This is a genomic window from Serratia sp. (in: enterobacteria) (assembly GCF_046715635.1).
In the GTDB taxonomy this organism is placed as follows: Bacteria; Pseudomonadota; Gammaproteobacteria; order Enterobacterales; family Enterobacteriaceae; genus Chania.
The window spans coordinates 13,937-39,174 of sequence record NZ_JBKJYW010000492.1 but is presented as its reverse complement, the minus strand read 5'-3'; the positions used below and the strand labels follow the sequence as shown (position 1 = coordinate 39,174).

25 protein-coding genes are annotated in these 25,238 nt (G+C 53.3%); 18 read left to right on the top strand and 7 right to left on the bottom strand.

Features of this window, described 5'->3' with window-relative positions; genetic code table 11:
- Nucleotides 1–222: 222 nt before the first annotated feature.
- Nucleotides 223–648 (top strand): GNAT family acetyltransferase, encoded by a 426-nt coding sequence (locus tag ACLQ7H_RS25205; RefSeq protein ID WP_024527108.1) that lies wholly within the window; start codon nucleotides 223–225, stop codon nucleotides 646–648.
- A 38-nt stretch (nucleotides 649–686) separates the two neighbouring features.
- On the opposite strand, the gene ACLQ7H_RS25200 is transcribed toward ACLQ7H_RS25205, so the two are convergent.
- A complete protein-coding gene (locus ACLQ7H_RS25200; RefSeq protein ID WP_411755028.1) occupies nucleotides 687–1,085 on the bottom strand; it encodes a YgiW/YdeI family stress tolerance OB fold protein in 399 nt (132 codons plus the stop codon).
- Between the two features lie 158 nt (nucleotides 1,086–1,243).
- Between ACLQ7H_RS25200 and ACLQ7H_RS25195 the strand changes: the two genes are divergently transcribed.
- The 13 genes from ACLQ7H_RS25195 to ACLQ7H_RS25135 all read left to right on the top strand — a co-directional run bounded on the left by ACLQ7H_RS25195 (nucleotide 1,244) and on the right by ACLQ7H_RS25135 (nucleotide 13,710).
- On the top strand, nucleotides 1,244–1,708 hold the full coding sequence (locus ACLQ7H_RS25195; protein ID WP_411755030.1) for a DUF2919 domain-containing protein: 465 nt from the start codon (nucleotides 1,244–1,246) through the stop codon (nucleotides 1,706–1,708).
- Between the two features lie 120 nt (nucleotides 1,709–1,828).
- Complete coding sequence (locus tag ACLQ7H_RS25190) at nucleotides 1,829–2,413, top strand: RpoE-regulated lipoprotein (protein WP_411755027.1); 585 nt, start codon at nucleotides 1,829–1,831, stop codon at nucleotides 2,411–2,413.
- A 161-nt stretch (nucleotides 2,414–2,574) separates the two neighbouring features.
- Nucleotides 2,575–3,474: a Dyp-type peroxidase gene (locus ACLQ7H_RS25185; protein WP_411755026.1), complete on the top strand. Its 900-nt coding sequence runs from the start codon at nucleotides 2,575–2,577 to the stop codon at nucleotides 3,472–3,474.
- Between the two features lie 200 nt (nucleotides 3,475–3,674).
- Nucleotides 3,675–4,697 carry a sulfate ABC transporter substrate-binding protein gene (locus ACLQ7H_RS25180; protein WP_411755025.1) on the top strand — a complete coding sequence of 341 codons (1,023 nt, stop codon included), beginning with the start codon at nucleotides 3,675–3,677 and terminating at the stop codon, nucleotides 4,695–4,697.
- A complete protein-coding gene (gene cysT / locus ACLQ7H_RS25175) occupies nucleotides 4,697–5,530 on the top strand; it encodes a sulfate/thiosulfate ABC transporter permease CysT (RefSeq protein ID WP_021178700.1) in 834 nt (277 codons plus the stop codon). Before ACLQ7H_RS25180 ends, cysT begins: the two co-directional genes overlap by 1 nt.
- Complete coding sequence (gene cysW / locus ACLQ7H_RS25170; RefSeq protein WP_021807067.1) at nucleotides 5,530–6,405, top strand: sulfate/thiosulfate ABC transporter permease CysW; 876 nt, start codon at nucleotides 5,530–5,532, stop codon at nucleotides 6,403–6,405. The genes cysT and cysW overlap by 1 nt, the downstream gene beginning before the upstream one ends.
- Nucleotides 6,395–7,483: a sulfate/thiosulfate ABC transporter ATP-binding protein CysA gene (cysA, locus tag ACLQ7H_RS25165; protein WP_411755024.1), complete on the top strand. Its 1,089-nt coding sequence runs from the start codon at nucleotides 6,395–6,397 to the stop codon at nucleotides 7,481–7,483. Before cysW ends, cysA begins: the two co-directional genes overlap by 11 nt.
- A 68-nt stretch (nucleotides 7,484–7,551) precedes the next feature.
- Nucleotides 7,552–8,433, top strand: a complete 882-nt coding sequence (gene cysM / locus ACLQ7H_RS25160; protein ID WP_411755023.1) for a cysteine synthase CysM — start codon at nucleotides 7,552–7,554, stop codon at nucleotides 8,431–8,433.
- A 318-nt stretch (nucleotides 8,434–8,751) separates the two neighbouring features.
- Entirely contained in the window at nucleotides 8,752–9,138 is a 387-nt protein-coding gene (locus ACLQ7H_RS25155) for an ectoine synthase (protein ID WP_411755022.1), read from the top strand.
- Nucleotides 9,139–9,173: 35 nt separating this feature from the next.
- Nucleotides 9,174–10,802 (top strand): 4Fe-4S dicluster domain-containing protein, encoded by a 1,629-nt coding sequence (locus ACLQ7H_RS25150; RefSeq protein ID WP_411755021.1) that lies wholly within the window; start codon nucleotides 9,174–9,176, stop codon nucleotides 10,800–10,802.
- 16 nt (nucleotides 10,803–10,818) lie between these two features.
- Complete coding sequence (locus ACLQ7H_RS25145; RefSeq protein ID WP_411755020.1) at nucleotides 10,819–11,532, top strand: electron transfer flavoprotein subunit beta/FixA family protein; 714 nt, start codon at nucleotides 10,819–10,821, stop codon at nucleotides 11,530–11,532.
- Nucleotides 11,529–12,461 (top strand): electron transfer flavoprotein subunit alpha/FixB family protein, encoded by a 933-nt coding sequence (locus tag ACLQ7H_RS25140; protein ID WP_411755019.1) that lies wholly within the window; start codon nucleotides 11,529–11,531, stop codon nucleotides 12,459–12,461. The genes ACLQ7H_RS25145 and ACLQ7H_RS25140 overlap by 4 nt, the downstream gene beginning before the upstream one ends.
- A 517-nt stretch (nucleotides 12,462–12,978) precedes the next feature.
- Nucleotides 12,979–13,710: a response regulator transcription factor gene (locus ACLQ7H_RS25135; protein ID WP_411755018.1), complete on the top strand. Its 732-nt coding sequence runs from the start codon at nucleotides 12,979–12,981 to the stop codon at nucleotides 13,708–13,710.
- On the opposite strand, the gene ACLQ7H_RS25130 is transcribed toward ACLQ7H_RS25135, so the two are convergent.
- From ACLQ7H_RS25130 to ACLQ7H_RS25120, 3 genes are all read right to left on the bottom strand, one after another.
- Nucleotides 13,692–15,089, bottom strand: coding sequence for a UbiD family decarboxylase (locus ACLQ7H_RS25130; protein WP_411755017.1), 1,398 nt, complete (start codon nucleotides 15,087–15,089; stop codon nucleotides 13,692–13,694). The genes ACLQ7H_RS25135 and ACLQ7H_RS25130 overlap by 19 nt on opposite strands.
- Entirely contained in the window at nucleotides 15,076–17,499 is a 2,424-nt protein-coding gene (locus ACLQ7H_RS25125) for an efflux RND transporter permease subunit (protein ID WP_411755016.1), read from the bottom strand. The genes ACLQ7H_RS25130 and ACLQ7H_RS25125 overlap by 14 nt, the downstream gene beginning before the upstream one ends.
- 79 nt (nucleotides 17,500–17,578) lie before the next feature.
- Nucleotides 17,579–18,460 carry an outer membrane lipoprotein-sorting protein gene (locus tag ACLQ7H_RS25120; protein WP_411755029.1) on the bottom strand — a complete coding sequence of 294 codons (882 nt, stop codon included), beginning with the start codon at nucleotides 18,458–18,460 and terminating at the stop codon, nucleotides 17,579–17,581.
- 420 nt (nucleotides 18,461–18,880) lie between these two features.
- On the opposite strand from ACLQ7H_RS25120, the gene ACLQ7H_RS25115 reads away from it, so the two are divergent.
- From ACLQ7H_RS25115 to ACLQ7H_RS25100, 4 genes are read left to right on the top strand one after another with little or no spacing between them, the layout of a single operon-like run.
- Nucleotides 18,881–19,534, top strand: coding sequence for a phosphoribosylanthranilate isomerase (locus ACLQ7H_RS25115; RefSeq protein ID WP_411755015.1), 654 nt, complete (start codon nucleotides 18,881–18,883; stop codon nucleotides 19,532–19,534).
- On the top strand, nucleotides 19,531–20,325 hold the full coding sequence (gene trpA, locus ACLQ7H_RS25110) for a tryptophan synthase subunit alpha (protein ID WP_411755014.1): 795 nt from the start codon (nucleotides 19,531–19,533) through the stop codon (nucleotides 20,323–20,325). The genes ACLQ7H_RS25115 and trpA overlap by 4 nt, the downstream gene beginning before the upstream one ends.
- The gene (locus ACLQ7H_RS25105) at nucleotides 20,318–21,172 is read left to right on the top strand and encodes an AfsA-related hotdog domain-containing protein (protein WP_411755013.1); all 855 of its coding nucleotides are present in this window, start codon (nucleotides 20,318–20,320) and stop codon (nucleotides 21,170–21,172) included. The genes trpA and ACLQ7H_RS25105 overlap by 8 nt, the downstream gene beginning before the upstream one ends.
- Nucleotides 21,169–22,458 (top strand): protoporphyrinogen/coproporphyrinogen oxidase, encoded by a 1,290-nt coding sequence (locus ACLQ7H_RS25100; RefSeq protein WP_411755012.1) that lies wholly within the window; start codon nucleotides 21,169–21,171, stop codon nucleotides 22,456–22,458. Before ACLQ7H_RS25105 ends, ACLQ7H_RS25100 begins: the two co-directional genes overlap by 4 nt.
- Nucleotides 22,459–22,512: 54 nt before the next feature.
- On the opposite strand, the gene ACLQ7H_RS25095 is transcribed toward ACLQ7H_RS25100, so the two are convergent.
- Genes ACLQ7H_RS25095 through ACLQ7H_RS25085 form a run of 3 tightly spaced genes read right to left on the bottom strand, consistent with a single transcriptional unit; the run spans nucleotide 22,513 to nucleotide 25,226 of the window.
- Nucleotides 22,513–23,190 (bottom strand): transglutaminase-like domain-containing protein, encoded by a 678-nt coding sequence (locus ACLQ7H_RS25095; RefSeq protein WP_411755011.1) that lies wholly within the window; start codon nucleotides 23,188–23,190, stop codon nucleotides 22,513–22,515.
- The gene (locus ACLQ7H_RS25090) at nucleotides 23,180–24,487 is read right to left on the bottom strand and encodes a sensor histidine kinase (protein WP_411755010.1); all 1,308 of its coding nucleotides are present in this window, start codon (nucleotides 24,485–24,487) and stop codon (nucleotides 23,180–23,182) included. Before ACLQ7H_RS25090 ends, ACLQ7H_RS25095 begins: the two co-directional genes overlap by 11 nt.
- Nucleotides 24,480–25,226, bottom strand: a complete 747-nt coding sequence (locus ACLQ7H_RS25085; RefSeq protein WP_411755009.1) for a response regulator transcription factor — start codon at nucleotides 25,224–25,226, stop codon at nucleotides 24,480–24,482. The genes ACLQ7H_RS25090 and ACLQ7H_RS25085 overlap by 8 nt, the downstream gene beginning before the upstream one ends.
- Nucleotides 25,227–25,238: the final 12 nt, after the last annotated feature.

The following is a 25,238-nucleotide window of genomic DNA, read 5'->3' as shown; positions in this document are numbered from 1 at the left end:
GGCTCCAACTCGATCAATCTATTTCGCGACGTTATAGCGTATTGATCCCCATTAATCGACTTGATAACTATTGCCATTTATTACCTGGCAAAACGCTGCGGCTTGAAAGACGGCAGGTATCAGTTAATAATTACGTAATAATCAGCTATACCCGTCGTCTTTCAAGCTGCAACTTGAAATCCATAGGGTGTTAAATAAGTTAATTAACAGTAGCGAGCAACGATGGAAATTCGCGTATTTCGGCAAGACGACTTTGAAGAAGTCATCACCCTGTGGGAGCGTTGCGACCTGTTACGGCCATGGAACGATCCCGAGATGGACATTGAACGCAAACTGAACCACGATCCGGATCTGTTTTTGGTGGCGGAAGTGGGCGGTGAGGTGGTTGGCTCGGTGATGGGCGGTTACGACGGCCACCGTGGCTCGGCGTATTATCTGGGCGTTCACCCAGACTATCGCGGGCGCGGCATTGCCAATGCGTTGATTAATCGGCTGGAGAAAAAGCTGATTGCGCGCGGCTGTCCGAAAATTCAGCTGATGGTGCGTGAAGACAACGACACCGTGATCGAAATGTATGAAAAGCTCGGCTACGAAATTCAGGCGATCACCAGTCTGGGGAAACGCCTGATCGAAGATCAAGAGTATTGATCGTCAGGGCGGTGGTTGCCACCGCCCCAAGCTCTGGTTTATGGCAGTTTTTTGATGTTTTTCACATCGACTTCCACGTTGTTCCAGTCCTTATCCACTTTCCCTTCCAACTGTACCTTGTCTTTTGGGGTGATGGTCTGGCCGTTCCAGCGCTTTCTGTCGATCTCTACCGTCAGCGTGCCGGTGGCGTCGCGGAAGGTATAGGTGTCATCACCCACGCGCTGTTCGATATTGCCCTGCAACATCACCCAGGTATCATCGCTCAACGATTTGACCTTCTCTACCGTGGTCAGTGTGGCACTAGGGCCGGAGAAGCCACCCTGGGGGCTGGTTTGCGTTTGAGCCGGTGTGGCGTTGGGGTCGAGGAACCCGCCCTGTTGAGCTAAAACCGGTGCGCTGCATAATGCGATGAGTGTGAGTAAAGCGATCTTTTTCATCTGGATCTTCCTTATCAGTGGTCTGAATGATTTCCCGTTAGCGGGACATAACCTGATTAAACCATAAGGATCTTAAGAGCTTCTTAAGCTGGAGATTGAAAATGGTGGTCACCGTCGCCATTTGCAAGGGTAATCATAACATCGGCAAGGAAAAGTCTTTGAAGGCGTCGACACACCGGTTTTCACCGGACGATTACGATCAGCACGGTATGTTACGGTTGCCGCTGTGGTTTTGGGGCGTGCTGATCTTACAGGCTCGAACCTGGCTACTGTTTGTGATGGCGGGAACTTCTCGCGATCAGGGCAGTGGCTTGCTGCAGCTGTTTTACCCGGATAGCCAGCGTTTTTGGTACGGCATGCTGCTGGGGTTGCCAGCAGCACTGGCCTTTTTGATTGCTGGCCGCCGCCAGCATTGGCCTCGTCTGTGGCGCTGTTGGCGTTGGGTACTGATAGTTTCGCTGGCGGCGGCGCTGCTCGGTTCGCTTTACAGCCTGTGGCAGCAAGACAGCAATGAACCTCCGCTGGATCTCCTGCTGGCGCTGTTGGATGTGCTGGCGATGGGGTATCTGTTAACCAATCGGCGCTTGAAAGCCTGTTTTATCCCGCAGGATGAGGCGGGTTAATTGTTAAAAACTGCGGCACTTTTCCCAATTTATGCACTCCAACTTGGCAATTGATAGCGCAGCCCCAGAGGTTATGAGAGGCTGCATATCGCCGATGTCTTTGATGTTAAGGAGCTATGAATGAATATTCGCCCACTGCTGTTAGGGCTACCGCTGTTGTTGACCGGCTGTTCGACCATGTCGAATTTCTCCTGGTCCAGCCTGTCGCCGTTCAACTTGTTTGGCGGCAGCGTAGAGGTTAGCGCTAAAGGCGTCGGTGATGTGGGGGCGGGTACCCCCATGACGGCGGAAGCGATTGGCAAGGGCCTGAACAACAACTACCGCATGCGTGGCGGAATGGCGACCAACCAAGGGCAGATCGTCTCCTACTTCCAGGCATTGGACGGGGATGATGTGAAGCTGGTGATCACCGGGGAGCCTAAAGGCCACGTGCAGCGCGTTGACGTAATAGACGCCAGGATCGCCACCGAATGGGGTAGCAAGCTGGGTACGCCGTTTAGCGAACTGTTCAGCAAGGCCTACGGCGCCTGTAAACCGGCCGACGGTGAAGATGTTGGCAAGGTCGAGTGTGTGGCACAGCAAAGCCGCAATGTCAGCTATATTTTCACCGGCAAATGGGCTGGCCCGCAAGAGCTGATCCCACCGGACGATACCCTGCAAAGCTGGACGGTAAGTAAAATCATCTGGCATGCAAAAGCGCAATAATTCCTGTCACGGGCACGTTCCTCCGTGCCCGAAAATTCCCGTGTTAACCCCCCTGTTTTGTTTGCGTTCGGGCAAGGAAATTCCCTTGGTATCAGTTATGATATTGCGCGTTTATAACAGGGATCCCTGTTACCCGATTCAGGTCTTGAGGATAAAATAACATGATACAAGTTCAGAGCGGCATCCTACTGGAACACTGCCGTTTTGGCATTTTTATGGAGGCGATGGTGCAGGGCGAATTTGTCGATTTGCGCCAGGGTTGCAAACAGTTTTGTCAGGTGCTTGGCGAGTTGCAGCAACAGTTTCCAGATGCCCATTTAGGTGCGGTTATCGCTTTTGGTTCCGACGTTTGGCATGACCTTTCCAATGGCCAGGGAGCCAAAGAGCTGAAGCCTTTCGCACCGCTGGGCAAGGGGCTGGCACCGGCCACCCAACGCGATATGCTAATCCATATTCAATCGCTGCGTCATGACGTTAACTTCACCTTGGCGCAGGCTGCCCTGGCCGCGTTCGGCAACGCCATTCGTATCGAAGAAGAAACGCACGGTTTTCGCTGGGTAGAAGAGCGCGACCTGAGCGGCTTTATTGACGGTACCGAAAATCCGCAGGGCGAACAACGTCCAGAAGTCGCGGTGATTGGCGCAGGCGAAGAAGACGAAGGTGGCAGCTACGTGCTGGTACAGCGTTACGAGCACAACCTGCGCCAGTGGCAGCGTTTCACCACCGAACAGCAGGAACAGATCATCGGCCGCACCAAACACGACAGCGAAGAGCTGCCGCCGGAGCAACGGCCAGATACCTCGCACGTCAGCCGTGTCGATCTGAAAGAAGATGGCAAAGGGCTGAAAATTTTGCGCCAGAGTCTGCCCTATGGCACCGCCAGCGGCAAACATGGCCTGTATTTCATCGCCTATTGTGCACGCCTGCACAACATCGAACAGCAGCTGTTAAGCATGTTTGGCGAACTGGACGGTAAGCACGACGCGATGCTGCGTTTCAGCCGCGCGGTGACCGGCAGCTACTACTTCGCACCTTCGCTGACACGTTTAATGTCGCTTTGATGAATCATCTGGGGCCAGTGACGCTGGCTCCGGGTTTTCCTGCCTCTGCGGTGAACCGCTCCCCTCCTGCCTTATAGCGTTTGATGCTTGAAAATCACTAAACGGTATATAAAAGCGTTACAGGTCTGCATCAAGTTATAAATACACTGGTCAATATCAGGGCTTAAGCCCGGCGGTAAGACTCAGTGATAAGGTGCAGAATGAAACATTCCCGGGTTAAAAATACGCTGTTGAAAGGTTGGCTGGTGGCGGCATTGTTAGCCAGTGGTACGGCTTCGGCGGCAGAATTGCTCAACAGCTCTTATGACGTCTCCCGTGAACTGTTTGCCGCGCTGAACCCTGGCTTTGAAAAGCAGTGGGATCAGCAGCATCCGAATGACAAACTGACCATCAAACAGTCCCACGCCGGTTCTTCCAAACAGGCGTTGGCGATCCTGCAAGGTCTGCGTGCCGATGTGGTCACCTATAACCAGGTCAGTGACGTGCAAATCCTGCACGATCGCGGCCAGTTGATCCCAGCAGATTGGCAACAACGCTTGCCGAACAACAGCTCTCCATTCTATTCCACCATGGCGTTCCTGGTGCGCAAGGATAACCCGAAAGGTATCCACACCTGGAGCGATCTGGTACGTGATGACGTGAAGCTGGTATTCCCGAACCCGAAAACCTCCGGTAATGGCCGTTATACCTATCTGGCCGCCTGGGGCGCAGCCAGCCAGGCTAACGGCAACGATCAGGTCAAGACCCGTGAGTTCATGACCCGTTTTCTGAAAAACGTGGTGGTGTTTGATACCGGTGGCCGTGGCGCAACGACGACTTTTGTCGAACGTGGCCTGGGCGACGTGCTGATCAGCTTTGAATCCGAAGTGAACAATATCCGCAAGCAGTACGGCGCAGACAAATATGAAGTGATCGTGCCGCCGGTCGATATTCTGGCCGAGTTCCCAGTGGCCTGGGTCGACAAAAACGTTGATAAAAACGGCACCGAGCAGGTGGCCAAAGAGTACCTGAACTATCTCTACAGCCCGGCGGCCCAGAAATTGATCACCAGCTTCTATTATCGTGTCAACGACCCGCAGGTGATGGCGGCGGTCAAAGGCCAGTTCCCGGAGACCAAGCTGTTCAGCGTGGAAGATCGGTTCGGCGGCTGGCCGCAGGTGATGAGTGCCCACTTTGTCACCGGCGGGGAATTGGATCAACTGTTAGCGGCGGGGCATAAGTAATGTTTTCGATGGCCAGCAAGCGGGTTCTGCCTGGGTTTACTCTCAGTCTGGGAAGCAGCCTGCTGTTCACCTGCCTGATTTTGCTGTTGCCACTCAGCGCGCTGGTGATGCAGCTGGCGCAGATGAGTCTGGCACAGTATTGGGAAGTGATCACCAATCCGCAGGTCGTGGCGGCCTATAAAGTGACGCTGCTGGCGGCCGGAGTCGCCAGCGTTTTCAATGCGGTGTTTGGCATGCTGATGGCCTGGATCCTCACCCGTTACCAGTTCCCTGGCCGCTCCTTGCTGGATGGCCTGATGGATTTGCCGTTTGCGTTACCTACGGCGGTGGCCGGTCTGACCTTGGCGGGGCTGTTTTCTACCACCGGTTGGTACGGTCAATGGCTGGCTCATTTTGATATCAAGGTTTCTTTCACCTGGTTGGGGATTGCGGTGGCGATGGCCTTTACCAGCATTCCTTTCGTGGTGCGCACGGTGCAACCGGTGCTGGAAGAGTTGGGGCCGGAATATGAAGAGGCCGCCGAAACGCTTGGGGCCACCCGCTGGCAGAGTTTCCGCCGCGTGGTGTTGCCAGAGGTTGCGCCAGCGCTGTTGGCCGGTACGGCGCTGTCGTTTACCCGCAGCCTGGGGGAATTTGGCGCGGTGATATTTATCGCTGGCAACATTGCCTGGAAAACCGAAGTGACCTCATTGATGATTTTTGTGCGCTTACAGGAGTTCGATTACCCGGCAGCCAGTGCGATTGCCTCGGTGATCCTGGCGGCATCGCTGCTGCTGCTGTTTGCCATTAACACCTTACAGAGCCGCTTTGGCCGCCGTATTGGAGGGCACTGATGGCCGACGTTACCGCCCTGAACGGCGCAGAGCGCCCACGTGTGAATTGGGGAAAATGGACGCTGATTGCCATCGGTGCGCTGTTCTCCATCCTGTTGCTGGTCGTGCCGATGGTGATGATCTTTATCGAGGCATTCTCCTCCGGCGTAGGTGCCGTATGGCATAACCTGTCGGACCCGGACATGCTGCACGCCATCTGGCTGACGGTGCTGGTGGCGCTGATCACCGTGCCGGTCAACCTGGTGTTCGGTACTTTGCTGGCCTGGCTGGTGACGCGCTTTACCTTCCCTGGCCGCCAACTGCTGTTGACGCTGTTCGATATGCCGTTTGCGGTGTCGCCAGTGGTCGCGGGGCTGTTGTATCTGTTGTTTTACGGTACCAACGGCCCGATCGGGGGTTGGCTGGATGCCCATGATATTCAACTGATGTTTGCCTGGCCGGGCATGGTGTTGGTGACGATATTCGTGACCTGCCCGTTTGTGGTCCGTGAACTGGTGCCGCTGATGATGAGCCAGGGCAGCCAGGAAGACGAGGCTGCGGTGCTGCTGGGTGCTTCCGGTTGGCAGATGTTCCGCCGCGTCACCTTACCGAATATCCGTTGGGCATTGTTGTATGGCGTGGTGCTGACCAACGCCCGCGCGATTGGCGAGTTTGGTGCAGTATCGGTGGTGTCCGGCTCTATCCGTGGCGAAACCTATACCCTGCCACTGCAAGTGGAATTACTGCATCAGGATTACAACACCGCTGGGGCGTTTACCGCTGCGGCACTGTTGACCCTGATGGCGATAGTCACCCTATTTCTGAAAAGTGGACTGCAATGGCGCCTGGCGCGTCAGGATGCGCGTCTCGAGCGGGAGGAAAATCATGAGCATTGAGATTAATGGTATCAACAAGTCTTTTGGTCGTACCAAGGTATTGAACGATATCTCGCTCGATATTACTTCCGGTGAGATGGTGGCGCTGTTAGGCCCATCCGGTTCGGGCAAGACCACCTTGCTGCGGATTATCGCCGGGCTGGAAAGCCAGAGCAGCGGTAAGCTGGGTTTCCACGGCACCGATGTCAGCCGCGTGCATGCGCGTGATCGTCGTGTCGGCTTCGTGTTCCAACATTATGCGCTGTTCCGGCATATGACGGTTTTCGACAATATCGCCTTTGGCCTGAGCGTGCTGCCACGTCGCGAACGTCCGAGTGCGGCGGCGATCAAACAAAAAGTGGGCCAGTTGCTGGAGATGGTGCAGTTGGGTCATCTGGCTAACCGCTATCCATCACAGCTTTCCGGCGGCCAGAAGCAACGTGTTGCCTTGGCGCGCGCGCTGGCGGTGGAACCCCAGATCCTGCTGTTGGACGAACCGTTTGGTGCGCTGGACGCGCAGGTGCGTAAAGAGCTGCGCCGCTGGCTGCGTCAACTGCATGAAGAGCTGAAGTTCACCAGCGTGTTCGTGACTCACGATCAGGAAGAAGCGATGGAAGTCGCCGATCGCATCGTGGTGATGAGCCAGGGGAATATCGAGCAGGTAGGTTCACCGACCGAGATCATGCGTGAACCCGCCACCCGCTTCGTACTGGAGTTTATGGGCGAAGTTAACCGCCTGAACGGTGAAATCCGGGGTTCGCAGCTGTTTGTGGGCGCTCACCAATGGCCGTTGTCGTTCCAGCCAATGCATCAAGGCAGCATCGATCTGTTTCTGCGCCCGTGGGAAATGGAGATCGGCACCGATTGCAGTGCCCGCTGCCCATTACCGGTGCAGGTGTTGGAAGTCAGCCCGCGTGGCCATTTCTGGCAGTTGACCGTGCAGCCGATTGGTTGGCATCAGGAACCTATCAGCGTGATTATGTCGGAGGGCCATGCCGCACCGGCGCGCGGGGATCGTTACTACGTTGGTAGCCTGAATGCCCGCCTCTATGCCGGTGAACAACTGTTACAACCGGTTGCCTTAGCTAAAAGCGCCTGATAATTTCTAACCATTCCCATTTAAGGCAACCTTGGGTTGCCTTTTTTACTTTTACGTAGGCAATGATTGTGACCACGCTGGAACAATGCATCGGTAATACACCGTTAGTAAAACTACAACGACTGGCCGAAGGGCTGGACAGTGAAATCTGGCTCAAGCTGGAGGGCAACAATCCGGCGGGGTCGGTCAAGGATCGGGCCGCGCTGGGGATGATCCAGCAGGCGGAACTGCGCGGTGAAATCCAGCCGGGCGATACGCTGATCGAGGCCACCAGTGGCAATACCGGCATCGCGCTGGCGATGATCTGTGCGATGAAGGGCTACCAGCTGAAGCTGCTGATGCCGGAAAACATGAGCATGGAACGCCAGGCAGCGATGCGTGCCTATGGTGCCGAACTGATCCTGGTCAGCCGTGAGCAGGGGATGGAAGGGGCACGCGACCTGGCGCTAGAGATGCAGCAGCAAGGGCAGGGCAAGGTGCTGGACCAGTTCAACAATCTGGATAACCCCTATGCACATTTCACCACCACCGGCCCGGAAATCTGGCAGCAGACTGCCGGTCGTATCACCCATTTCGTTTCCAGCATGGGCACCACCGGCACCATTACCGGCGTTGGCGGCTACTTGAAAAGCCAAAATTCACAGGTGAATATTATCGGCTTACAACCTGCTGAAGGCAGCAGCATTCCGGGTATCCGCCGTTGGGCACCGGCCTACCTACCGGGAATTTTCCGCCCGGAGCTGGTGGATCAGGTGTTGGATATGGCACAAAGCGAGGCCGAACAGACCATGCGCCTACTGGCGCAGCGGGAAGGTATTTTCTGCGGTGTCAGTTCCGGTGGTGCCGTAGCGGGTGCATTGCGTGTTGCTGCGGCGAATCCTGGCAGCGTCATTGTAGCGATTATCTGCGATCGTGGTGACCGCTACCTATCCACCGGAGTTTTTTCCTAGCTGAGCGGTAATCGGTAGGGAGATCCCCCACTCCCTACCCATTGTTTGGCATTTTTCTCGTTATTTAATCGCCATAAATCTGCAAAAGTACCTGTCACTATCTCATTTTTTATCGCCTGCCCCCCACCTCGTTTAGGCTTTATTACACGCCAGGGTAATAAAAATTCAGCCTTGTGTACTTTGGAAAATAAAATGTGACTTTCATGTTTTATCGATATAAATATTAAGACTACAACATCGTCGTATTTGATATAAAGGTAAGGCATTCAGGCAGTCATTTTAACGTAGCATTGACTCTAAAATATAAAAGGTGAAAAAATGATCGTTCGTTCATTAGATAATTTGATTAATACAGATCGTGATATTTCTTGGGGCGCAGGGAAAAGCCGTCGTTATCTGCTGGAGAAAGACGGCCTGGGTTACTCGGTGATGGAAACCATTGTTGATGCGGGTTCGGAGTCGATCCTGGAGTACAAGAACCATCTGGAAAGCTGCTACTGCATTGAAGGGGAAGGTTGGATTAAGGATTTAGCCACCGGTGAACGCCATGAGATCTATCCAGGCGTTTTGTACACGCTGAATAAACACGACAAGCACGTATTGGCAGGAACCACACGCATGAAATTACTCAGTATCTTCTTGCCCGCGTTGGTTGGCCCGGAATCCCACAGTTTGCAAGCGGATGGCAGCAGCTCTAGCTATTAATCATCAATTATTCATTACCGCACAGGATCTCCATTATGCACCAAAGTATGCATGTTGATGTGCTGATTATTGGCGCAGGCGTAGCGGGCTTAACCGCGGCATTAAGATTATTACAACAGGCAGAAAGCCATCAGCAGAAAATATCCGTTTGCCTCTTGGAAAAAGCGGAGCAGGTGGGTGGGCATATTATCTCCGGTGCGGTTATGGATACTCGGGCTTTAGATGAGCTATGGCCAGGTTGGGAACGGGAAGTGGCCGCCGAGCCAGTTCGTCATCAAGGGGACAGATTGCATCTGCTGCTTAATCAGCAGCGCGCGATGACACTGCCCCATTTTCTGGTTCCCGGCGCTTTCTCCCACCGCGATGGGCGGCTCATCAATCTGTCCGCGCTTTGTTGCTGGCTGGCAGAGAAAGTCACCGAGCTGGGGGGCGATATCCTCCCCGGCGTGTGTGGCAGCCAGTTGGTATTTGATGAGCAGGGCAAAGTCAGTGGCGTAGAGAGTGGCGATTATGGTCGCGATCGGCAGGGGCAGCCTGGCAGCGTATTTATCCCTGGGATGCGTTTGCTGGCACGTCAGGTATTGCTGACGGAAGGGGCGAGAGGTTCACTATCACGCCAGGCCATAGAACATTTTGATCTGGCCAGAGATTGCCGGCCGCAACACTATGCCTTGGGTCTGAAAGAGGTATGGCAGATTGATGCCGCCGCGCATCGTCTTGGGTTGGTAGAACATTTTATCGGCTGGCCGCTGCGTCAGCAGCAGGTTAGTGGTGGGCTGTTTGCCTATCATTTGCCGCAACAGCGCCTGGCTCTTGGTTTGGCGGCGGATCTGGATTACGACAATCCTCACTTCAGCCCTTATCTCAGTTTTCAACGGGCTAAACATCATCCACGCCTGCAGCGTCTGCTACAGGGAGGCTCACGCATCGGCTTCGGTGCCAGGGCTATTGCCAAAGGGGGATTGCCCGCGTTGCCAAAAATGACGTTTCCCGGCGGCATGCTGCTGGGTTGCGCGGCCGGGACGCTTAATCCACAACGGATGAAGGGTATTCATACCGCGATGAAAAGCGCGATGTTGGCGGCTGATGTACTGTATCCATGGCTGCAACAGCAGGCAGATGATAGCCAACTGGAACAGGCGTTCTATGAGGCGCTGCACCAGTCTTGGCTATGGGAGGAGCTGTCCGCTTGCCGTGATTTTACCGCGGCGGTGCAACGTTATGGAACCGCTGCTGGAGCGGCGATGTGGTGGGCGTCTGGTCTCCCCGTTCTTCGGCACCTGCCTTGGCATTTTCCAGCGGCGTTGGCCGATCATCACAGTGCTTCTGTTGCCCCTGCTGGGCAAGCCTTGGCGGCTTCACCGCCAGATAATACGTTGAGTTTCGACCACGCCTCGTCGCTTTATCTGAGCCGGATTGACGTTCGCCCATCCCAACCCTGCCATCTGCAGCATCAGCAACTGACCCCGCTACAGTGCGAACTGGCGATCAACTACTGTCCTGGCAACGTGTTCAGTTGGCAGCAAGGTGAGGATGGCCGATTGTTTACTATCAATAGCCATAACTGCCTGCACTGTAAAACCTGCGATATCAAGGATCCCGATCAAACGCTGCGGTGGACGCCTCCCGAAGGGGGAAGCGGCCCGCGATATCAGGAAATGTAAGGCTAACGGAGTGAAGATGAAGATTTTGGTTGGCGTCTGTGAGGCGTCTGAATGGGACGAGGCCCGGGTATGTGCCGTTGTACGAGAAGGCAAACTCGAAGACTTTTGTGCGGTTGCTCTTGAACAGGCGTTGCGCCTCAAAGAGCAGCATGGCGAAGGTGAAATAGTGGCTTTTGCCATGGGATTATCCCCCGAGGCGCTATTGCGCCAGGCATTGGCATTAGGAGCCGATCGGGCGATGGGGATGAAGGCTACCTCGGCCTGTGAACCTTTAGCAGTAGCGAAACAGATAGCCAGGCTGGCGCAGCAGGAACAGGTGGACCTGGTACTGCTTGGCAAACAGACCGCCGATTGGCAAGGTGGCGCCATGGTGGGCCTGGTGGCAGGAATATTAGGCTGGCCCCAGATACAACCGGTCAGCGGGTTACAGTGGGAACAGGGCCAGCTGCATTTGCAATGCTATGGGGAACAGTATCAGCTGCATTCGGTGGTAGCCCCTCCGGCGGTTCTGGGTGTGGAACTAGGGCTGGCAGAGCCGCGATTTGCCCCACTGCCCGCTATTTTGCGTTCGCGCAGACAAGCACTGGAATGGCTGGCAGCGGAAGAAGAACCGCTGGCAACACAGGCTTACCTTGCCCTCGAACCGCAAAATGCCAGCCGTAAGGCGCAACAGTTGCATTCAGTAGATGAATTGGTTGCACTGTTAAATCTTGAGGTGGAAATAAAATGAAAGCGATAAATACCGCGATTATCCTGCGAGAAGAAGATATCGGTAGTGGGGCGTTAACCGTGTTGCTGGCGTCCTTGCAGAGCTGGTCAACCTCCGTCAACCTGGTCTTGTTAGCCGAAGAGGCGGCCCCTCACACGCTATCTTTACCCGAAGGATTGTCGACAGTCATGTGGTTTGACCGGCGCGATGCCAATGATGACCTGGGGCGGATGGCTACATCATTGACGCCAGTCCTGGCAGCATGCAGCCACCTGCTATTTTTGGAAGGGAAGGAGTTGCGTCCCTTGGCGGCCAGGTTGGCAGCGCTTCGTGGCTGTGACCTGATCGCAGACGTAACCCATCTCTTGTCTCCCGATAGCTGCCAGCGCCCGGTTTTTGCCGATCAGGCGTTATTGACTGTGCGTTCACTGGCGAAAAATCATGTTTGGACGTTACGTCGTCAGGCGTTCGATTCCGAACCATGCCCCCACGTTACCCAGCTTTACTCCATTGTGGCTTGCCCAGTTGCCAATACTGAAGAGACGCTCGTTGTTAGCGTACGCCATCCATCTGTAACTAGTCGCCCTCGGTTATCTCAGGCTGAGATTGTCATTGGCGGTGGGCGAGGCGCCGGGAAGCCACAGTTGGCCATGCTGAGCGATATTGCGGATAAATTGGGGGCCGCGTTAGGGGGAACACGCGCATTGGTGGATGCTGGCTTTTTCACCGAACAGGATCAAATCGGGCAAACTGGTGAGCATATTTCACCGCGCGTCTATCTCGCCTGCGGTATTTCTGGTGCGATACAACATGTTGCAGGGATAACGAACAGCAATATTATTATCGCTATTAATAACGATCCACAGGCGCCTATAATAAAACATTATGCAGATCATTATTTACTTGGTGACCTTTCTGAGGTGCTTCCTCGTTTATTGGCAAAACTATGAGTTAAGATAATTAAAGAATATTCTTAGTTTTTAGAGCATGTTTTTTGTTATCCGCCTCTTTCTTCATTAGTGAGAATGCACCATAGAGGTTTGGAATGCCCGTATCTGCCAGCAGATACGGCTGAGAAATATCCCATCAACTCTCTCTCTTTTCATGCTATTAATCCTAATTAGGTATTTTTTTCTGTAGTTTGGCGATACTATGGGTATCGCTTTCCTTTCCTGCGCGGCTCTCTGGGAGGGCTTTAAATATGTCGGTTTTTCACCCATTTTCGTTTTAGATCTCGCTATCATTTTTTATATTAAAAAATATGTGCTATATAGGTTTCTTATATAATAAACTCCGACTGATACAGTGATAAAACAACTGGTGGATTGTTCTATTTTGATTGCTTTGTTTACTATGAGGATGGCTAATAGTAAAGTCGAGTAATGATTTTTATAACATTGTTTTTTGTATGCTTTATCACAACAGCCATCCTAAATAGAACATACACGGGGATAAGGATATGTGGGTATGAGAGTATTGATGATTGACGACGATGTTGAGTTAGGCGAAACGATGAAGCCGGTTCTGCAAATGTATGCCATCGATCTTGATGTCGTGCATTCTCCAGAGGAAGGTTTAGAGCAAATGCAGGCGCATGTTTATGACCTGGTGTTGCTTGATGTCATGTTGCCACGTACCAATGGACTAGAACTTTGCCGTACTATCCGTAATTTGCCTGCTCCATTGTGTGATATCCCGGTGATTATGATCTCGGCCAGAACTGAGCTGGTAGATTTGGTGGTAGGGTTGGAAACCGGAGCCGATGATTACGTAGCCAAACCCTTTGAGCCACGTGAACTGATCGCCCGTATTAATGCGGTGCGGCGGCGCTTTACTGAAATTAAAATCGAGACACCGGTCGCGCCGAAGGGTTGCGATCAGATTTTGCTGAAAATAAACAATGATACGCTGCGTATTGATATTCCCCGAGCCCAAGCGTTTGTTAACGATCGGCTGTTGGATGTCACCTCCATGGAATTTGAAATTCTGCTGGCGCTAAGCAAGACGCCAAGTGAGGTATTAAGCAGGGAAGAGTTGTTGCAAAGATGCAATGGCAGTAATGCCATCTATTCGCGCGGTATTGTTGCCCTGGTTTATCGCCTGAGGAATAAAATACGTGCCGCGGGTGCACAGGTCGATTTTATTCGTACCGTGCGCAGCCGCGGTTATGCCGTCGTGGGTTATGTCAATTCGCTGTAAGCGCGTTGGAAACTGGCTGATGTTCCATCAGGGATGGTGGCGTTAATCCATACTTTTTGTACTGGGGAGATGGCAGCTTCCCGCCATCTCCCACCTCTCTGGGAAGGGTCCATCGTTAATGCGGGGAAACCGGCCAAGGGATGACAGTCCACGTCCAACCTGCTGCGGGTAGTCATTGCCCACAGCACGTCTTCATCGGATTGCAGGTTGATATCCTGATCGACAAACACCACCAGCTTGGTAAAAGGATTCAGCTTGACGATCTCGGTCGCTATTTTCTGCAGGCTTATCTGCTGGTTAAAACCGGGATAGAGGGCGATATACAGTAACAACATGCCTCCCCCCGCGTGGGTATAGCGCAGATCGGCGATGCCTTTGACAAATTCCTCTGGCAGCCCCAGCAGTGCGTTAAACGCGCCAGCAAGGCCTAATTGTATCGCTTGCTCACGGCCTGGCCCAATGAGTGCCGGATAGCTGCCACCGGTGCGTATGTGCATATGGCTGAGGGTAAACACCGCCAGGCCATTACTCGCCTTGCCGGGATAGCCAGCAAATTCAGGCATGCTGTATTGTGCTACCGCACTTTCATCGGCAAGCTCAGCGCCAAGCGTCCCTTCCAGAATGATTTCACTGTCGGCCAGGCAGCCAACGTTCTGGGTGCGGCAGGGAGCCAGGCGGATAGATGCGCCGGCTAGTGCGCCAGCAAAGGCCAGCTTGCTTAACCCCGCCGGCAGGGTGGCGGTGCTGAGTGATGAGGCAATCGCCGCGGCCGGTGGAATGCCAATGTTAATACTGACCGCCAGGGGCTGGCCCTGCTTCAGGCTATGTTGATGCAAGGCGGCTAATTGCCTGCCAGGCAGAATGGATACGCCAATTCTGTGCTCATCAAGGAGCCATAAGCGGTGGGCGGAAAGCGTACAGTTTTCCTGCTGGTCGTGCGCATAGATAAATCCTTGAGTGATGTAGGGACCGGCATCCTCGGGGGTATGGGTCAGTACCGGGAGCTGGTACAGATGGCCATAATGTGGATTTTCTGCGGGCATATCGTGCAGGCCGATGTGCTCGGGGGGCGCGGTATGCGCCATTAGCTGGCGCAGCGAAGCCCCGGTCAAATATTGCGGTAGATGGCGAATTTTTTTGCGTACCCGCTGTTCATTGCCAAAACACCCCATCAGCACCGGCAAGTGCCCCCCCTCGGTCACGTAACGCACGATGGGCTCGGCGCTTGCCCGCCCATACGCGGGCGGTCCGGCATAACGCCGGGCATAATCTGAGGCAATCGCATCCTGTGGCATGGGAATGGTGCGCTGCAGTATCGGAGCCCCCTTTAAAAAGCTACGCAGAGAAGTGGGGTGCTCTTTATTCTCAGGCTGTGGCATGCATAACCTCCTTGGCTTGAACCTGGCGGGTAGGCAGCAACATCATCATTGCGGGCATCAGGATGATGTCGATCAGCAGTGCGATAATGACGCCTGCCATCATCAGGCCGCCAAAGCTGCGGATATTGCTCATGTGCGAGAGCAGGAAAACGGAGAAGCTGAACATCACCACGACCGAAGTCATCATCAAGGCATTGCCGACCTCTTGCAGCGTCACTCTCAAGGCATCTTGCGGCTGTGGGTGGAATTGCAGGTTGTGGCGGTAGGTATAAAACATGTGTAACGTTTCATCCACGATCAGCCCGGTGAGGATCCCTCCGATCAGAATGGTGAACGTATCCATAGGAATATCGGCCACTGCCATGATCCCCAGCACCATGACATAAGGATAGATGTTAGGGATCATACTGAGGATACCCATCTTGAAACTTCTCAGGCAGTAGCACATCAGCACGGCGATAATCGCCAAGGTGATGAGGTAACTGCTCACCATATCGTCCAAGACCGCCTTGGAGGTGTTGGCCAACAGGCTGATCAGGCCGGTAACGTCTACCGTCGCCATACTGGCCAATTCGTGGCTGAAGATTTGGTCGACCTGTTCAGAGACTCCGCTGTAGAGCGTGGCTTCCAGCCACGGTACCAGGAAGGTAATACGCCCCTGGCTATAGTCGATGCTGGCATAGCGCATGATGGTGGAGTTGCCTTCGCCTTCCAGCAGGAAGAACTGTTCCCAAATTTGCTCCTGCGCAGGAATGACGCGATGCTGCGGATCGCCATCGTGCAGCGCCATATTCACCTCGTCCATAAAGGAAACCAGGCTGGTATGGCGGCCAATGGGAATATCGACCTCGTCATAAACGCGCTCAACCGCTCGCTGTATGGCTTTGAGCAATGGCTCACTGCGAAAATCGTACCCCTCTAGCGGCGTGACGATCAGTTCCAGATTCACCGTACCGTTGAAATTGTCATCGATAAACTCCGTTGCCTGGCGCACCGGATTTTCAGGGGCCAACCATAATAGAGAGTTATGAGAGAAACGTAGCTGCGGTAATTGGGCAAGGGTTGCAACCATTAACAGGGTAAATATCGCCACGGTTTTCTTCGGGTGATTGATCCCCAAACTGCCGATGGCCACTACCCAGCGGCTGGCTGTTGCCACGTTGGTGCGTTCGCTGCTGACATACCGCTGTGGTAGGAACGCCAGGGCCTGGGTCCCCCAGAACAGGGCAAAAAAGTAGCTGCTAAGCGTGACCAGCATACCGAAAATGCCCAGAGCGGCAATGGGAGCCAGATCGGAGGCCAGAAAACCCAGCAGGCCATCGGCACTGGTCAGGATGCTGAACAGGATCGGATGGTGAGTATGCTTCATGGCGTAAGTGAGCAGGTTGATGCGTGAGACGCCCGGTTTGCAGGCATTGGCGCTCGCCAACATAAAGTGAATATACACGCAGAGCATGATGGTCAGTGCCATCGGGATCAGGAACTGCGTGGGTGGAGTGATGGCGACGCCACAAATCGCCATCAAGGCCAGCATGGTCAGGATGCTGCTACCAAAGGCCAGCAGCGCACCAATCGTGATGACAACGCTGCGGAAAATAATGGCGATTGCCAACATGGCAATCAAGATACAGGCGATGGTAAAGCGGGGCATATCCTGCGAGATAATCTGGACGATTTCATTACTGACAATCGGGGCACCTGCGGTATGGATGATAAAATCCGGGCGGTTAAAACGCTGTGTCACTTCGGCGACTCTGTGGGATATTTCAGAGTATTCAGCCGAGCCAAGCAGCTCGCGGTTGACGCCTTGTTGGCTGCTGGAACCGCAGGTTTTGCCCACCGACGGATCGGCAACGCAGTCATGCTTGCTTGGCGTATAGCGATAAGGTTCGATGATGATGGCGGCGGTTTTACCAGACTTGTCGATAACGAAGTTTTGATAGAGGGGAGTGGAAAGTACCCGCTCCTTGAGCAACTGCGGATCCTTTCCCTCATGCAGCACGTTGCGCATCAACTCTTCGAGATACAGACCGCCATTTTCATACTCGACAAACGGAATGTTATAGAGACTGAATATTTCTGAAATGTAGGGAACCTCCTGCTGTAAAGCCAGATGGAGTTCCGAAAGCTTTTTGATAAATGGGGTAGTGAATACGTCATCGCCCGTTACGGTAATGACGACCCGGTTATCCTGACCAAACTGTTTGCGCAGTTGGTAATATTTCATTAAGGAAGGGTCTTCTTCATACATGAAAGCCTCTATCCGGCCATCATGCTGTAATTTAGGTAAACCATAGCCAACAAAACCGGCCACCAATAGCAGCAGTAATAGCCCACTCTTCAGACGATTAATCAGCACCCAATTGAGAAACGCGGTCATGGTGCGATCGATAAAATTAATTATCCACATTGCATTATCAATCCTTAATGAGAAATGACTCTGCCCGTGGCGCCGCCATAGCGGGCAGATTTAAGTAGAAGTGCTGCCGTTACGGTAATGTTTTTAAAGGGAAGCTAGGGGAGCGATAATCGCGCCAGGTGGATTGTGCATTACCTAGATCCTGGACGTCATACCAGCTTTCTGGCAGGGGCAGGTTGAAGCTTTCGCCATAAACCTGAAATGCCGATTGAGAAACTTTACGGCCATCCTTCAGAGTGGAAATCTGGTATTTTTCCGCGACGTAAACCCCATCGACCCAGCGCTGATCGGAGGTTTCAAATAGCCGCTGCTCATTGGGTGATTCGGCGTTAAACGCGCTGTATACCGGTAAGAAAGTCGCCTTTTCAACCCAGATCTCGCCGTCTTTCAGGCCGAGACGCAGTAATTCCTGCTCGTTGTTGGGCACGACGTGGATCTTATAGACCGGCAAGCCCTGATATTCTCCTTCCCCCAAGGATTTGCAATCATAATCACGCTCCATGCGGATCAGCATTTCGCCGATGTTCATATCGGAGCCGTAGAGGCGGCTGCTGAGATCTTTAGACTGCACCTCCAGCAGTTTCTTACTGGCGGGCAGATAGCGCCAAATCCGATCGGTTTTCCCTTCCTCCGTATAGTCAATGACATAAGATTCTGAATCTTTCAGCTCTGGCGGTGCCACCACGCGACTGCGCAGGATGCGATTAACGCCGGTATTCTGGTGGGTGGCGGTAATGGTGCGGGTCTTGACGTTGCCGTGTTCGTCGGTGATGACCATCTTGATCATGCGCCAACTGTTATATCCGTGGTAGCGGTTCTGAACGCCGAGCAAGACGTCGTTACAGCTTTTGACTTCCGGTAGCGGGGCGGCAACCGAATCTGGACTAAAAGTGGAGAGGCTGGCCAGTAGCGCAACGGTGAATAATGAAAGTAGCCGAGGTTTGCATTCCATCACAATAGTATTTCTCCTGTTTTGTGGGTTTATACTTGTCGCATTTCAAGTTGACGTACTCGCGGTAACCTGAAATTCATAGGACATATATTCCCAAGTGTTAAAAAGGGTGCGAGTGATTTTAATAGCGAGACTAACAATCTAGGAAAGATAAAACAAATGACTAAGTGTGTAATTCACTTTTTATGATTGCCATAACTTGCCATATTACGTGTGCTTTATTTTCATTTATCACAAAAAATGATGCTGATTAGCAGGCTGAATGCGATCGGCTCAGAGTCTTGTCATGATGTAAGGATGTAATTTGTGATGTATTGTTATTAATGAGTCTCTAAAAATAGATAATGATTTACTCAGTGTTGTTTATCCGGCGTATGCTGATGGTTTTGGGATGTCACGTCATTTTGTAGGAACTCATCAATGAAAATAAAAATATGCGGGGCTACTCAACTCGATGAAATCGATATAGCCAACCAGTGTGCGGTTGATTATCTCGGTCTGTGGACAGGTATAGAACAACATCCGCGCACGTTGTCGGAAAATAGGTTGGCCCAGTTGGCAATGGCCTGTAATGGCCCGCAGCCAGTGGCGGTGTGTGTCAAACCCTCTTACCCGGCACTAGGCGAAATGTTGCAGCGTTGCGCTATCGAATGGCTACAACTGCATGGCTTTACCCCACCCAGTGAAGTTGCGCGGCTGAAAACACAGCGGCTGAAAATTATCAAGACTTTACATGTCAGCGATAGCGGCGATTGCCCAGAATTACGTTGGTTACCTGATTACGATGCCGCCGGAGTCGATGTGTACCTCATCGATCGTTTTGTCGATCGTCAGCGGCTTGGCAGCACAGGTCAGGCACTTCCGCGAACGGTGATTGAGACGCTGCTTGCCAGGTTGGCAGGGCGACGAATCTGGCTGGCGGGTGGGATCACGGCAACCACCATTGGCGAATTTGCCACTCTCGGCGGCATTGAGGCGTTGGATATCGACAGTGCGGCCCGCAGTAATGGGCTTATCGGTGAGCCACTGCGTGAGTTGGTGCAGGCCTTCGACCAAGGGAGGGGGGAGAAATGACTGAACATCTACAGCCATTGGCCCCTCTACATCAGCGGGCACTTTGCCTGTTGTTGATGGCGGGTGACGGGGGGTTGGCCCAAACTCGCGATCTGCTGAACTGTTGCGTCGAAAGCGGCGTCGATGCGGTGGAACTTTGTGCGCCGTTTCCCAATGCTTTCACCGATGGTGAAACCGTCCGGCAAGCGCACCGCAGAGCATTGGATCAAGGAGTGGTGTGGCAAGATCTGCTGCCCTTGATTGCCGAATTTTCCTCCCGTATCCGCATTGTTGCACTGCTCGATTACAGCCACGTGTTGGCCCGGCAAGACATCGCCAACGTACTGCAACAACTACGCGATGCCGGGGCGGCCGCCATCTTGCCTCATGGGTTACCGCCCCGTTCCCGTACCACTTTTTATAGCGCAGCGGCCGGTGCAGGGCTGCCGGTGGTCGGCACACTGTATCCGCAAAGCAGCGATGCGGTGCGCGGTGAGGTGTTACAGCAGTCAGGTGGTTTTATTTATCTGGTATCCCATTTTGGCCGCTCCGGCGCTGCTGCACCGGATCCGCAGCAGATACGTCATGAAATAGCACGGCTGAAAGCGGAAACCCAACTACCGATAGCGCTGGGTTTTGGTTTGAAAAGCGCGGCCGACGTTACCGCCGCTTTTGAGCTGGGGGCAGATATGGCGATAGTTGGCAGCCAGGCTTGCGCCGAGGTAGCCGATGCCGCGGCCAAGGGGCAGAGCGCAACGCTCGCATTAAAAACTTATATCAGTCTATTAAATCAAGGAGAGAAGCATGCTTGAAACACCAGGATTGCGTCAACGAACGGAAAACCAGGTACTGACCCAGATACGCTGTGCTAATGACGAAGCTGTCGCGCAGTTGCTGATTAATCAGAAACATCGTTTTTTCTTCGATCATCCACAAGACCATGTTCCGGGGCTGCTACTGCTGGAGGGTGGGCATCAACTGGCCGAACGGCTATTGCCGCAGGGCGAGTGGCTCGCCAGCGAGGTACAGGCGGGGTTCACCAAATACTGCCTGTTCGACAGCCCGGTTGAAGTCCACGCCAAACGTTCGGCTTTGGAAGCGGGTTGGCAATGTGACATCACCATTACGCAGCGCCAAGAGGTGCGTGCCACCCTGCATTGGGTCTTTACACCGTTGCCGTCAGCGCGCTTGATACAGCTGCACAGCACCGCAGAGGCTCCTGTCGATAAGGCTCAGGTGAATAAAAAACGCCTGGAAAACGTGATGATTGGTCAGCCCTATGCGTTTGGTCAAGGCGGCCATGAATGTCACGCCCTGTTGCCCCATTCAGCCAACCTGTTGGCGGACAGCCGCCAGCAAACGCACCCACTCTACCTGCTAGAGGCGTTTATGCAGCTACAGCGTTGCTTGAATCATGCGCAACCCGTCCGGCTACGCGATATTTTACTTGGCGTTAGCATGCAGGTCTTGCAGCCATTGGCCGTTGGCAGCGCTTTCCATATGCAGATGGATCAGCAGCAGGATAGTGGTGAAGGGCGTCACTTTAGCCGAGGGGCAGATCTGTGGGCGGCAGGTCAGCTTTTTGCCCGCTGTGACATGCATAGCGGCCGTATTCAACGCAATAAAAATAAACTGGCACAGGAGAGCTCGGCCGCATGAAAACAGTACATATTATCGGTGCCGGCATCGCCGGGTTAGGGGCTGCGCATTTTTTAGCGGCACAAGGGATCCAGAGCGTGGTTTATGAAGCCTCAGACCATATCGGTGGCCGCGCTGCAGGCAGTATTGAGGAAGGAACGCTGTTTGAAGTCGGCGGTAAGAACTTCTCTTCGCAGTGGCCCCGTTTCAATGCGCTGCTCAAAGAGTTCAATATTCACGAGCATGACGCACAACATCCTGACTTTCATATTGTGCTCAAGGACCAACTGGTGAAGCTGGACAAGAGCCGCACGCTGAGCGGCGATTTGCGGCTGGCCATGCAGCTGGGGTTGCGTGGATCGTTACAGCTAAAAGATTTTCTTGGTTACTCACGCAAGCATGCCGATGAGCTGAATTATACCAACGGGCTGATCCAGCAGGTGGAGCATAAATGGGATCATAAACCCGTCTCGGCTCATTTTGCCCCTTCGCTGGTGGCCGGGCCGATGCGTATGTTCTCGATCATTATGGGAGCCGCAGAGCCAGAGGAAGTTTACCCTTCCTTGCTGACGTTATTTACCGCCGGTTTTGCTAAAGGCCAACATTTCGCGATCCAGGGGGGCATCCAGCGTTTTCACCAAGGGCTGGCCAACAATAAAAACATCCGTCTTGGCGAGCGGGTTGAGCGTATTCAGATTGAGCAAGGCAAAGTCACCGGGCTGGTGGTTAACGGTGCCGATGGGGAAAAGCGGATTGACGCTGATGCGGTCATTTCTGCCGTGCCCGCGCACGTTTTCAAACGGCTCCTGGTGCTGCCAGAACAGGCTCAGGCCGCCTGCGATAGCATTCGCTATTTCCCATTGGCGATGATCAATGCTCGTTACGATCGCCCGGTATTCCGTGATGGGGTCAACTCCATTATGTTTGAACCCGGTTCGGTGCTGGGCCACTGCTCAGCCAACCGGCTCTATCAGCCGGAACAGGTTAGATTCACGCTGTCAGGTGCGGCTGCGCGCAAGGTCTTGCATCAGTCTGATGAGGCCCTCATCGCTTTGGCCGAAGCCGAATTTTCTCGCCGGATGCCTATCACTGGGCAGTTGGTGACTGCGCGAGTGACGCGTCATATAGGTGGGATTTGCGCCTATGCGCCTAACTTTACCCGTGTCAAAGCGGAGCTGTTAGCCGGTGTGGATCACATTGCCGGTCTGGCGATTGCAGGCGATTATCTGGAAGGGCATACGATGGAAGGGTGTTTACACTCGGCTGAGCTGGCGTCACAGCGTATCGGTCGCTATCTGGCCATGTAGGCTATTCGCAGTACAGGTTGTTAGGTAGGGCCCTGCGGGGCCCTCTCTATTGGCTCAATGATTGACCGCATCTTTAATCAGCGAGTTTTGTCGGTAGCGCTTTCCTTCGGCGTTGAACATCTTTGGATGCAGCTCGCGCAAGCCAGCGTTCAGCCAGTCGAAAGGCAGGTCGGCAAAGCTGCCGTGATGCTTCACAAACTCCATGTATTTGTTGCCTAGCTCGTCAAAAGGATGGTGCATGCTGTCACGATAGCCATCGAATTCCAGCGGCATCATTTTGTACAGCAGACAGAGCTGTTTGTTGAATACCGGCGTCGTTTTTAGCCAGTTCTCGCCGTCTAGGCAAAGCTCTACCAGACAGTGAAAATGGAAGACATCACCGCCTACGTACTCACGCAGGCGGGGGGAGCTGAGATGGTTGCGCACGTCGGCAAACCATAGCCGGGCAGGGACACCAATGGCGCGCAGTGTGGCACAATAGAGCAGCGATTTATGGATGCACATGCCGCTGGCAGCATTGACAACGCTGCTGGCGCGCAGGCCCTCGGCGTCCATGGCAGCATCGTAGACGTCGTAGCGGATTTGGTCGCGCACACCGTAATATAAGGCGATCGCCTGTGCGCGTTTATCACGTACGTTGGGCGGCAATATCCGCTCGATAAATGCCTGAACGGCAGCAGCGTTAAAATCCAAAAATGGCGTGGCTGCAAGATAATTGATATTAGTTGGCATCTTCATCCTCTTTGCTGTGGGTTGATTCGAAGGCGTTGGGAAAGGCAATTAATACGCTGGTGCCTTGGCCCTCGGTACTTTCAATCACTAACTTTCCATGTAATCCATCAACAATGGTTTTACAGATATACAGACCGAGTCCATAGCCGCCAGATTCACGTTGACGCGATTGGTCGGCCCGCCAGAAAGGCTCGGTCAGGAACGGCAGTTGATCTTCGGCAATGCCAATACCTCGATCGGTCACATTGATGTGCAAACCGCCCTTTTTGTCATCAACGGTGACGGTAACGGGATTTGACTTGCCGTAAAATACGGCATTGCCGATCAGATTACGCATTAGCACCACCATCATGGTCGGATGGCTGTAAAACGTGGTGGCCGTGGTGTTAATCACTATTTCAATCGGGCTTTTGCCATTCTGTTGCTCAGCGACGATCTCGTTGAAAAAGCTCGCCAGATCGATTTTTCGCAGGCGGATCTCGCCTTCACCGGCCTGGGTTTTCTCGGTGTATAAAATGGCATCCAGAATACGCTCCACGTTCACGATATCCCCGAGGATCGCCAACCGCAGTGGCTCATCGGTAATCAGATCCTTGCGCACCTTCAGGCGTGCCAACGGGGTACGCACTTCGTGGGGGATCGCCAGCAGCATATGGCGGCGGGCTTCATGAATATGATTGATGCGATGTAGCATCTTGTTGAAGCTGTCCGCCAGGGTGTGATATTCACCATAGGTTCGTTCAAGGGGGATGCGATACTTGAGATCGCCTTTATCCGCATGTCTGACCCCACGGCGCAGCTCAATGAACGGCCGTGTCAGCAGATGAATAGAGTAGAAATTAACCAGTAATATCAGAATGATGGCTGCGGCAACCCAGCCAAGCAGGCCTAGCGCCTGGGAGGATAATGAGCGGCCAAACAGGGGCAGCACAACGAAATTGCCATTGCTGTAAGCAGCGGCCATGTACTGATCGTCATTGGCCGTTATGGCGATGCCATCAGGGTCGCTTAACGTCATGGCTAACAGGGGTTGGTAAGACTGATACTCGGGGGCATACATTTTGCTTTGTGGGATGACTTCCAGCTGAATGCCATCTACTGTCATACTGGCTAGCTGCGCCGGCGTTTTATTCATCACCAGATTGGAAAATAGCGTCTTGGCCAAATATCTCCGTGGATGTTCATCGGCAACACGCTGCAAAGAAAACACCAGTACGGCAACTAATGCACAGGTTGATACCACCGTATTGAGTAACAGCATGGAAAATACGGTTCGGGAAGAAAACCATTTACACATTTAAGTCAGTCCTTTGTTTCGGCTCCGGGGGACATAATTCGCCGTGCAGCATATAGCCGTGAGAGCGCACGGTATAGATGAAGTCCTCATCCGCAGTAATAGTGCGGATTTTGGTCCTGATACGATAAATTAACGCATCAATACTACGTGTTGCCTGATGCTCATCAGAGGATATCTGTTTTTCAAACTCCGTGCGTAAACAGATTTTGCCTGGTATCTGGATCAGCTTGGCCAAAATACCCATTTCGCTGGAGGTGAGATTGAGCTGACGCCCATTCACCGTCACCCAGGCTTGCGCCATATTCAGTGAAAGTTGGTGCTGGCCAAGTATGACCGATTTTTGGGTTGGGGGGGATACCAGAGTCTGCACCCGATTGCGTCGTAGCACGGCAGAAATACGGGCTACCAACTCGCGAGGTTCAAAAGGTTTACTCACGTAGTCGTCGGCCCCGGCCTCCAAACCCGCGATCATATTGGCGATTTCATTGCGCGCGGTCAGCATGATTAGCGGCGTTTTCTTATTGAGGTGCTCGTGACTTCTCAATCGACGACAAAGTTCAAAACCGCTCATATCGGGCAGCATAATATCCAACAGGATCAGGTCGAATGGCCGCTGATAGATTAATTCCAGCGCTTGGGAGGGAACATGGCAGATTGACAGGTTAATGTTATACCGTGTCATCTGTTGCTGAAGCAGGCGCGAGAGTTCAATATCATCATCAATCAGTAATATTTCCACCGTGCTCTCCAC

Coding starts and splice junctions, on each gene's coding strand:
- ACLQ7H_RS25145 (WP_411755020.1), top strand. CDS start 10,819: ATGAAGATTTTGGTTGGCGTCTGTGAGGCGTCTGAATGGGACGAGGCC.
- trpA (WP_411755014.1), top strand. CDS start 19,531: ATGACTGAACATCTACAGCCATTGGCCCCTCTACATCAGCGGGCACTT.
- cysA (WP_411755024.1), top strand. CDS start 6,395: ATGAGCATTGAGATTAATGGTATCAACAAGTCTTTTGGTCGTACCAAG.
- ACLQ7H_RS25130 (WP_411755017.1), bottom strand. CDS start 15,089: ATGCCACAGCCTGAGAATAAAGAGCACCCCACTTCTCTGCGTAGCTTT.
- ACLQ7H_RS25190 (WP_411755027.1), top strand. CDS start 1,829: ATGAATATTCGCCCACTGCTGTTAGGGCTACCGCTGTTGTTGACCGGC.
- ACLQ7H_RS25150 (WP_411755021.1), top strand. CDS start 9,174: ATGCACCAAAGTATGCATGTTGATGTGCTGATTATTGGCGCAGGCGTA.
- ACLQ7H_RS25155 (WP_411755022.1), top strand. CDS start 8,752: ATGATCGTTCGTTCATTAGATAATTTGATTAATACAGATCGTGATATT.
- ACLQ7H_RS25095 (WP_411755011.1), bottom strand. CDS start 23,190: ATGCCAACTAATATCAATTATCTTGCAGCCACGCCATTTTTGGATTTT.
- ACLQ7H_RS25205 (WP_024527108.1), top strand. CDS start 223: ATGGAAATTCGCGTATTTCGGCAAGACGACTTTGAAGAAGTCATCACC.
- cysW (WP_021807067.1), top strand. CDS start 5,530: ATGGCCGACGTTACCGCCCTGAACGGCGCAGAGCGCCCACGTGTGAAT.
- cysT (WP_021178700.1), top strand. CDS start 4,697: ATGTTTTCGATGGCCAGCAAGCGGGTTCTGCCTGGGTTTACTCTCAGT.
- ACLQ7H_RS25185 (WP_411755026.1), top strand. CDS start 2,575: ATGATACAAGTTCAGAGCGGCATCCTACTGGAACACTGCCGTTTTGGC.
- ACLQ7H_RS25140 (WP_411755019.1), top strand. CDS start 11,529: ATGAAAGCGATAAATACCGCGATTATCCTGCGAGAAGAAGATATCGGT.
- ACLQ7H_RS25120 (WP_411755029.1), bottom strand. CDS start 18,460: ATGGAATGCAAACCTCGGCTACTTTCATTATTCACCGTTGCGCTACTG.
- ACLQ7H_RS25125 (WP_411755016.1), bottom strand. CDS start 17,499: ATGTGGATAATTAATTTTATCGATCGCACCATGACCGCGTTTCTCAAT.
- ACLQ7H_RS25090 (WP_411755010.1), bottom strand. CDS start 24,487: ATGTGTAAATGGTTTTCTTCCCGAACCGTATTTTCCATGCTGTTACTC.
- ACLQ7H_RS25105 (WP_411755013.1), top strand. CDS start 20,318: ATGCTTGAAACACCAGGATTGCGTCAACGAACGGAAAACCAGGTACTG.
- ACLQ7H_RS25115 (WP_411755015.1), top strand. CDS start 18,881: ATGAAAATAAAAATATGCGGGGCTACTCAACTCGATGAAATCGATATA.
- ACLQ7H_RS25200 (WP_411755028.1), bottom strand. CDS start 1,085: ATGAAAAAGATCGCTTTACTCACACTCATCGCATTATGCAGCGCACCG.
- ACLQ7H_RS25180 (WP_411755025.1), top strand. CDS start 3,675: ATGAAACATTCCCGGGTTAAAAATACGCTGTTGAAAGGTTGGCTGGTG.
- ACLQ7H_RS25135 (WP_411755018.1), top strand. CDS start 12,979: ATGAGAGTATTGATGATTGACGACGATGTTGAGTTAGGCGAAACGATG.
- ACLQ7H_RS25100 (WP_411755012.1), top strand. CDS start 21,169: ATGAAAACAGTACATATTATCGGTGCCGGCATCGCCGGGTTAGGGGCT.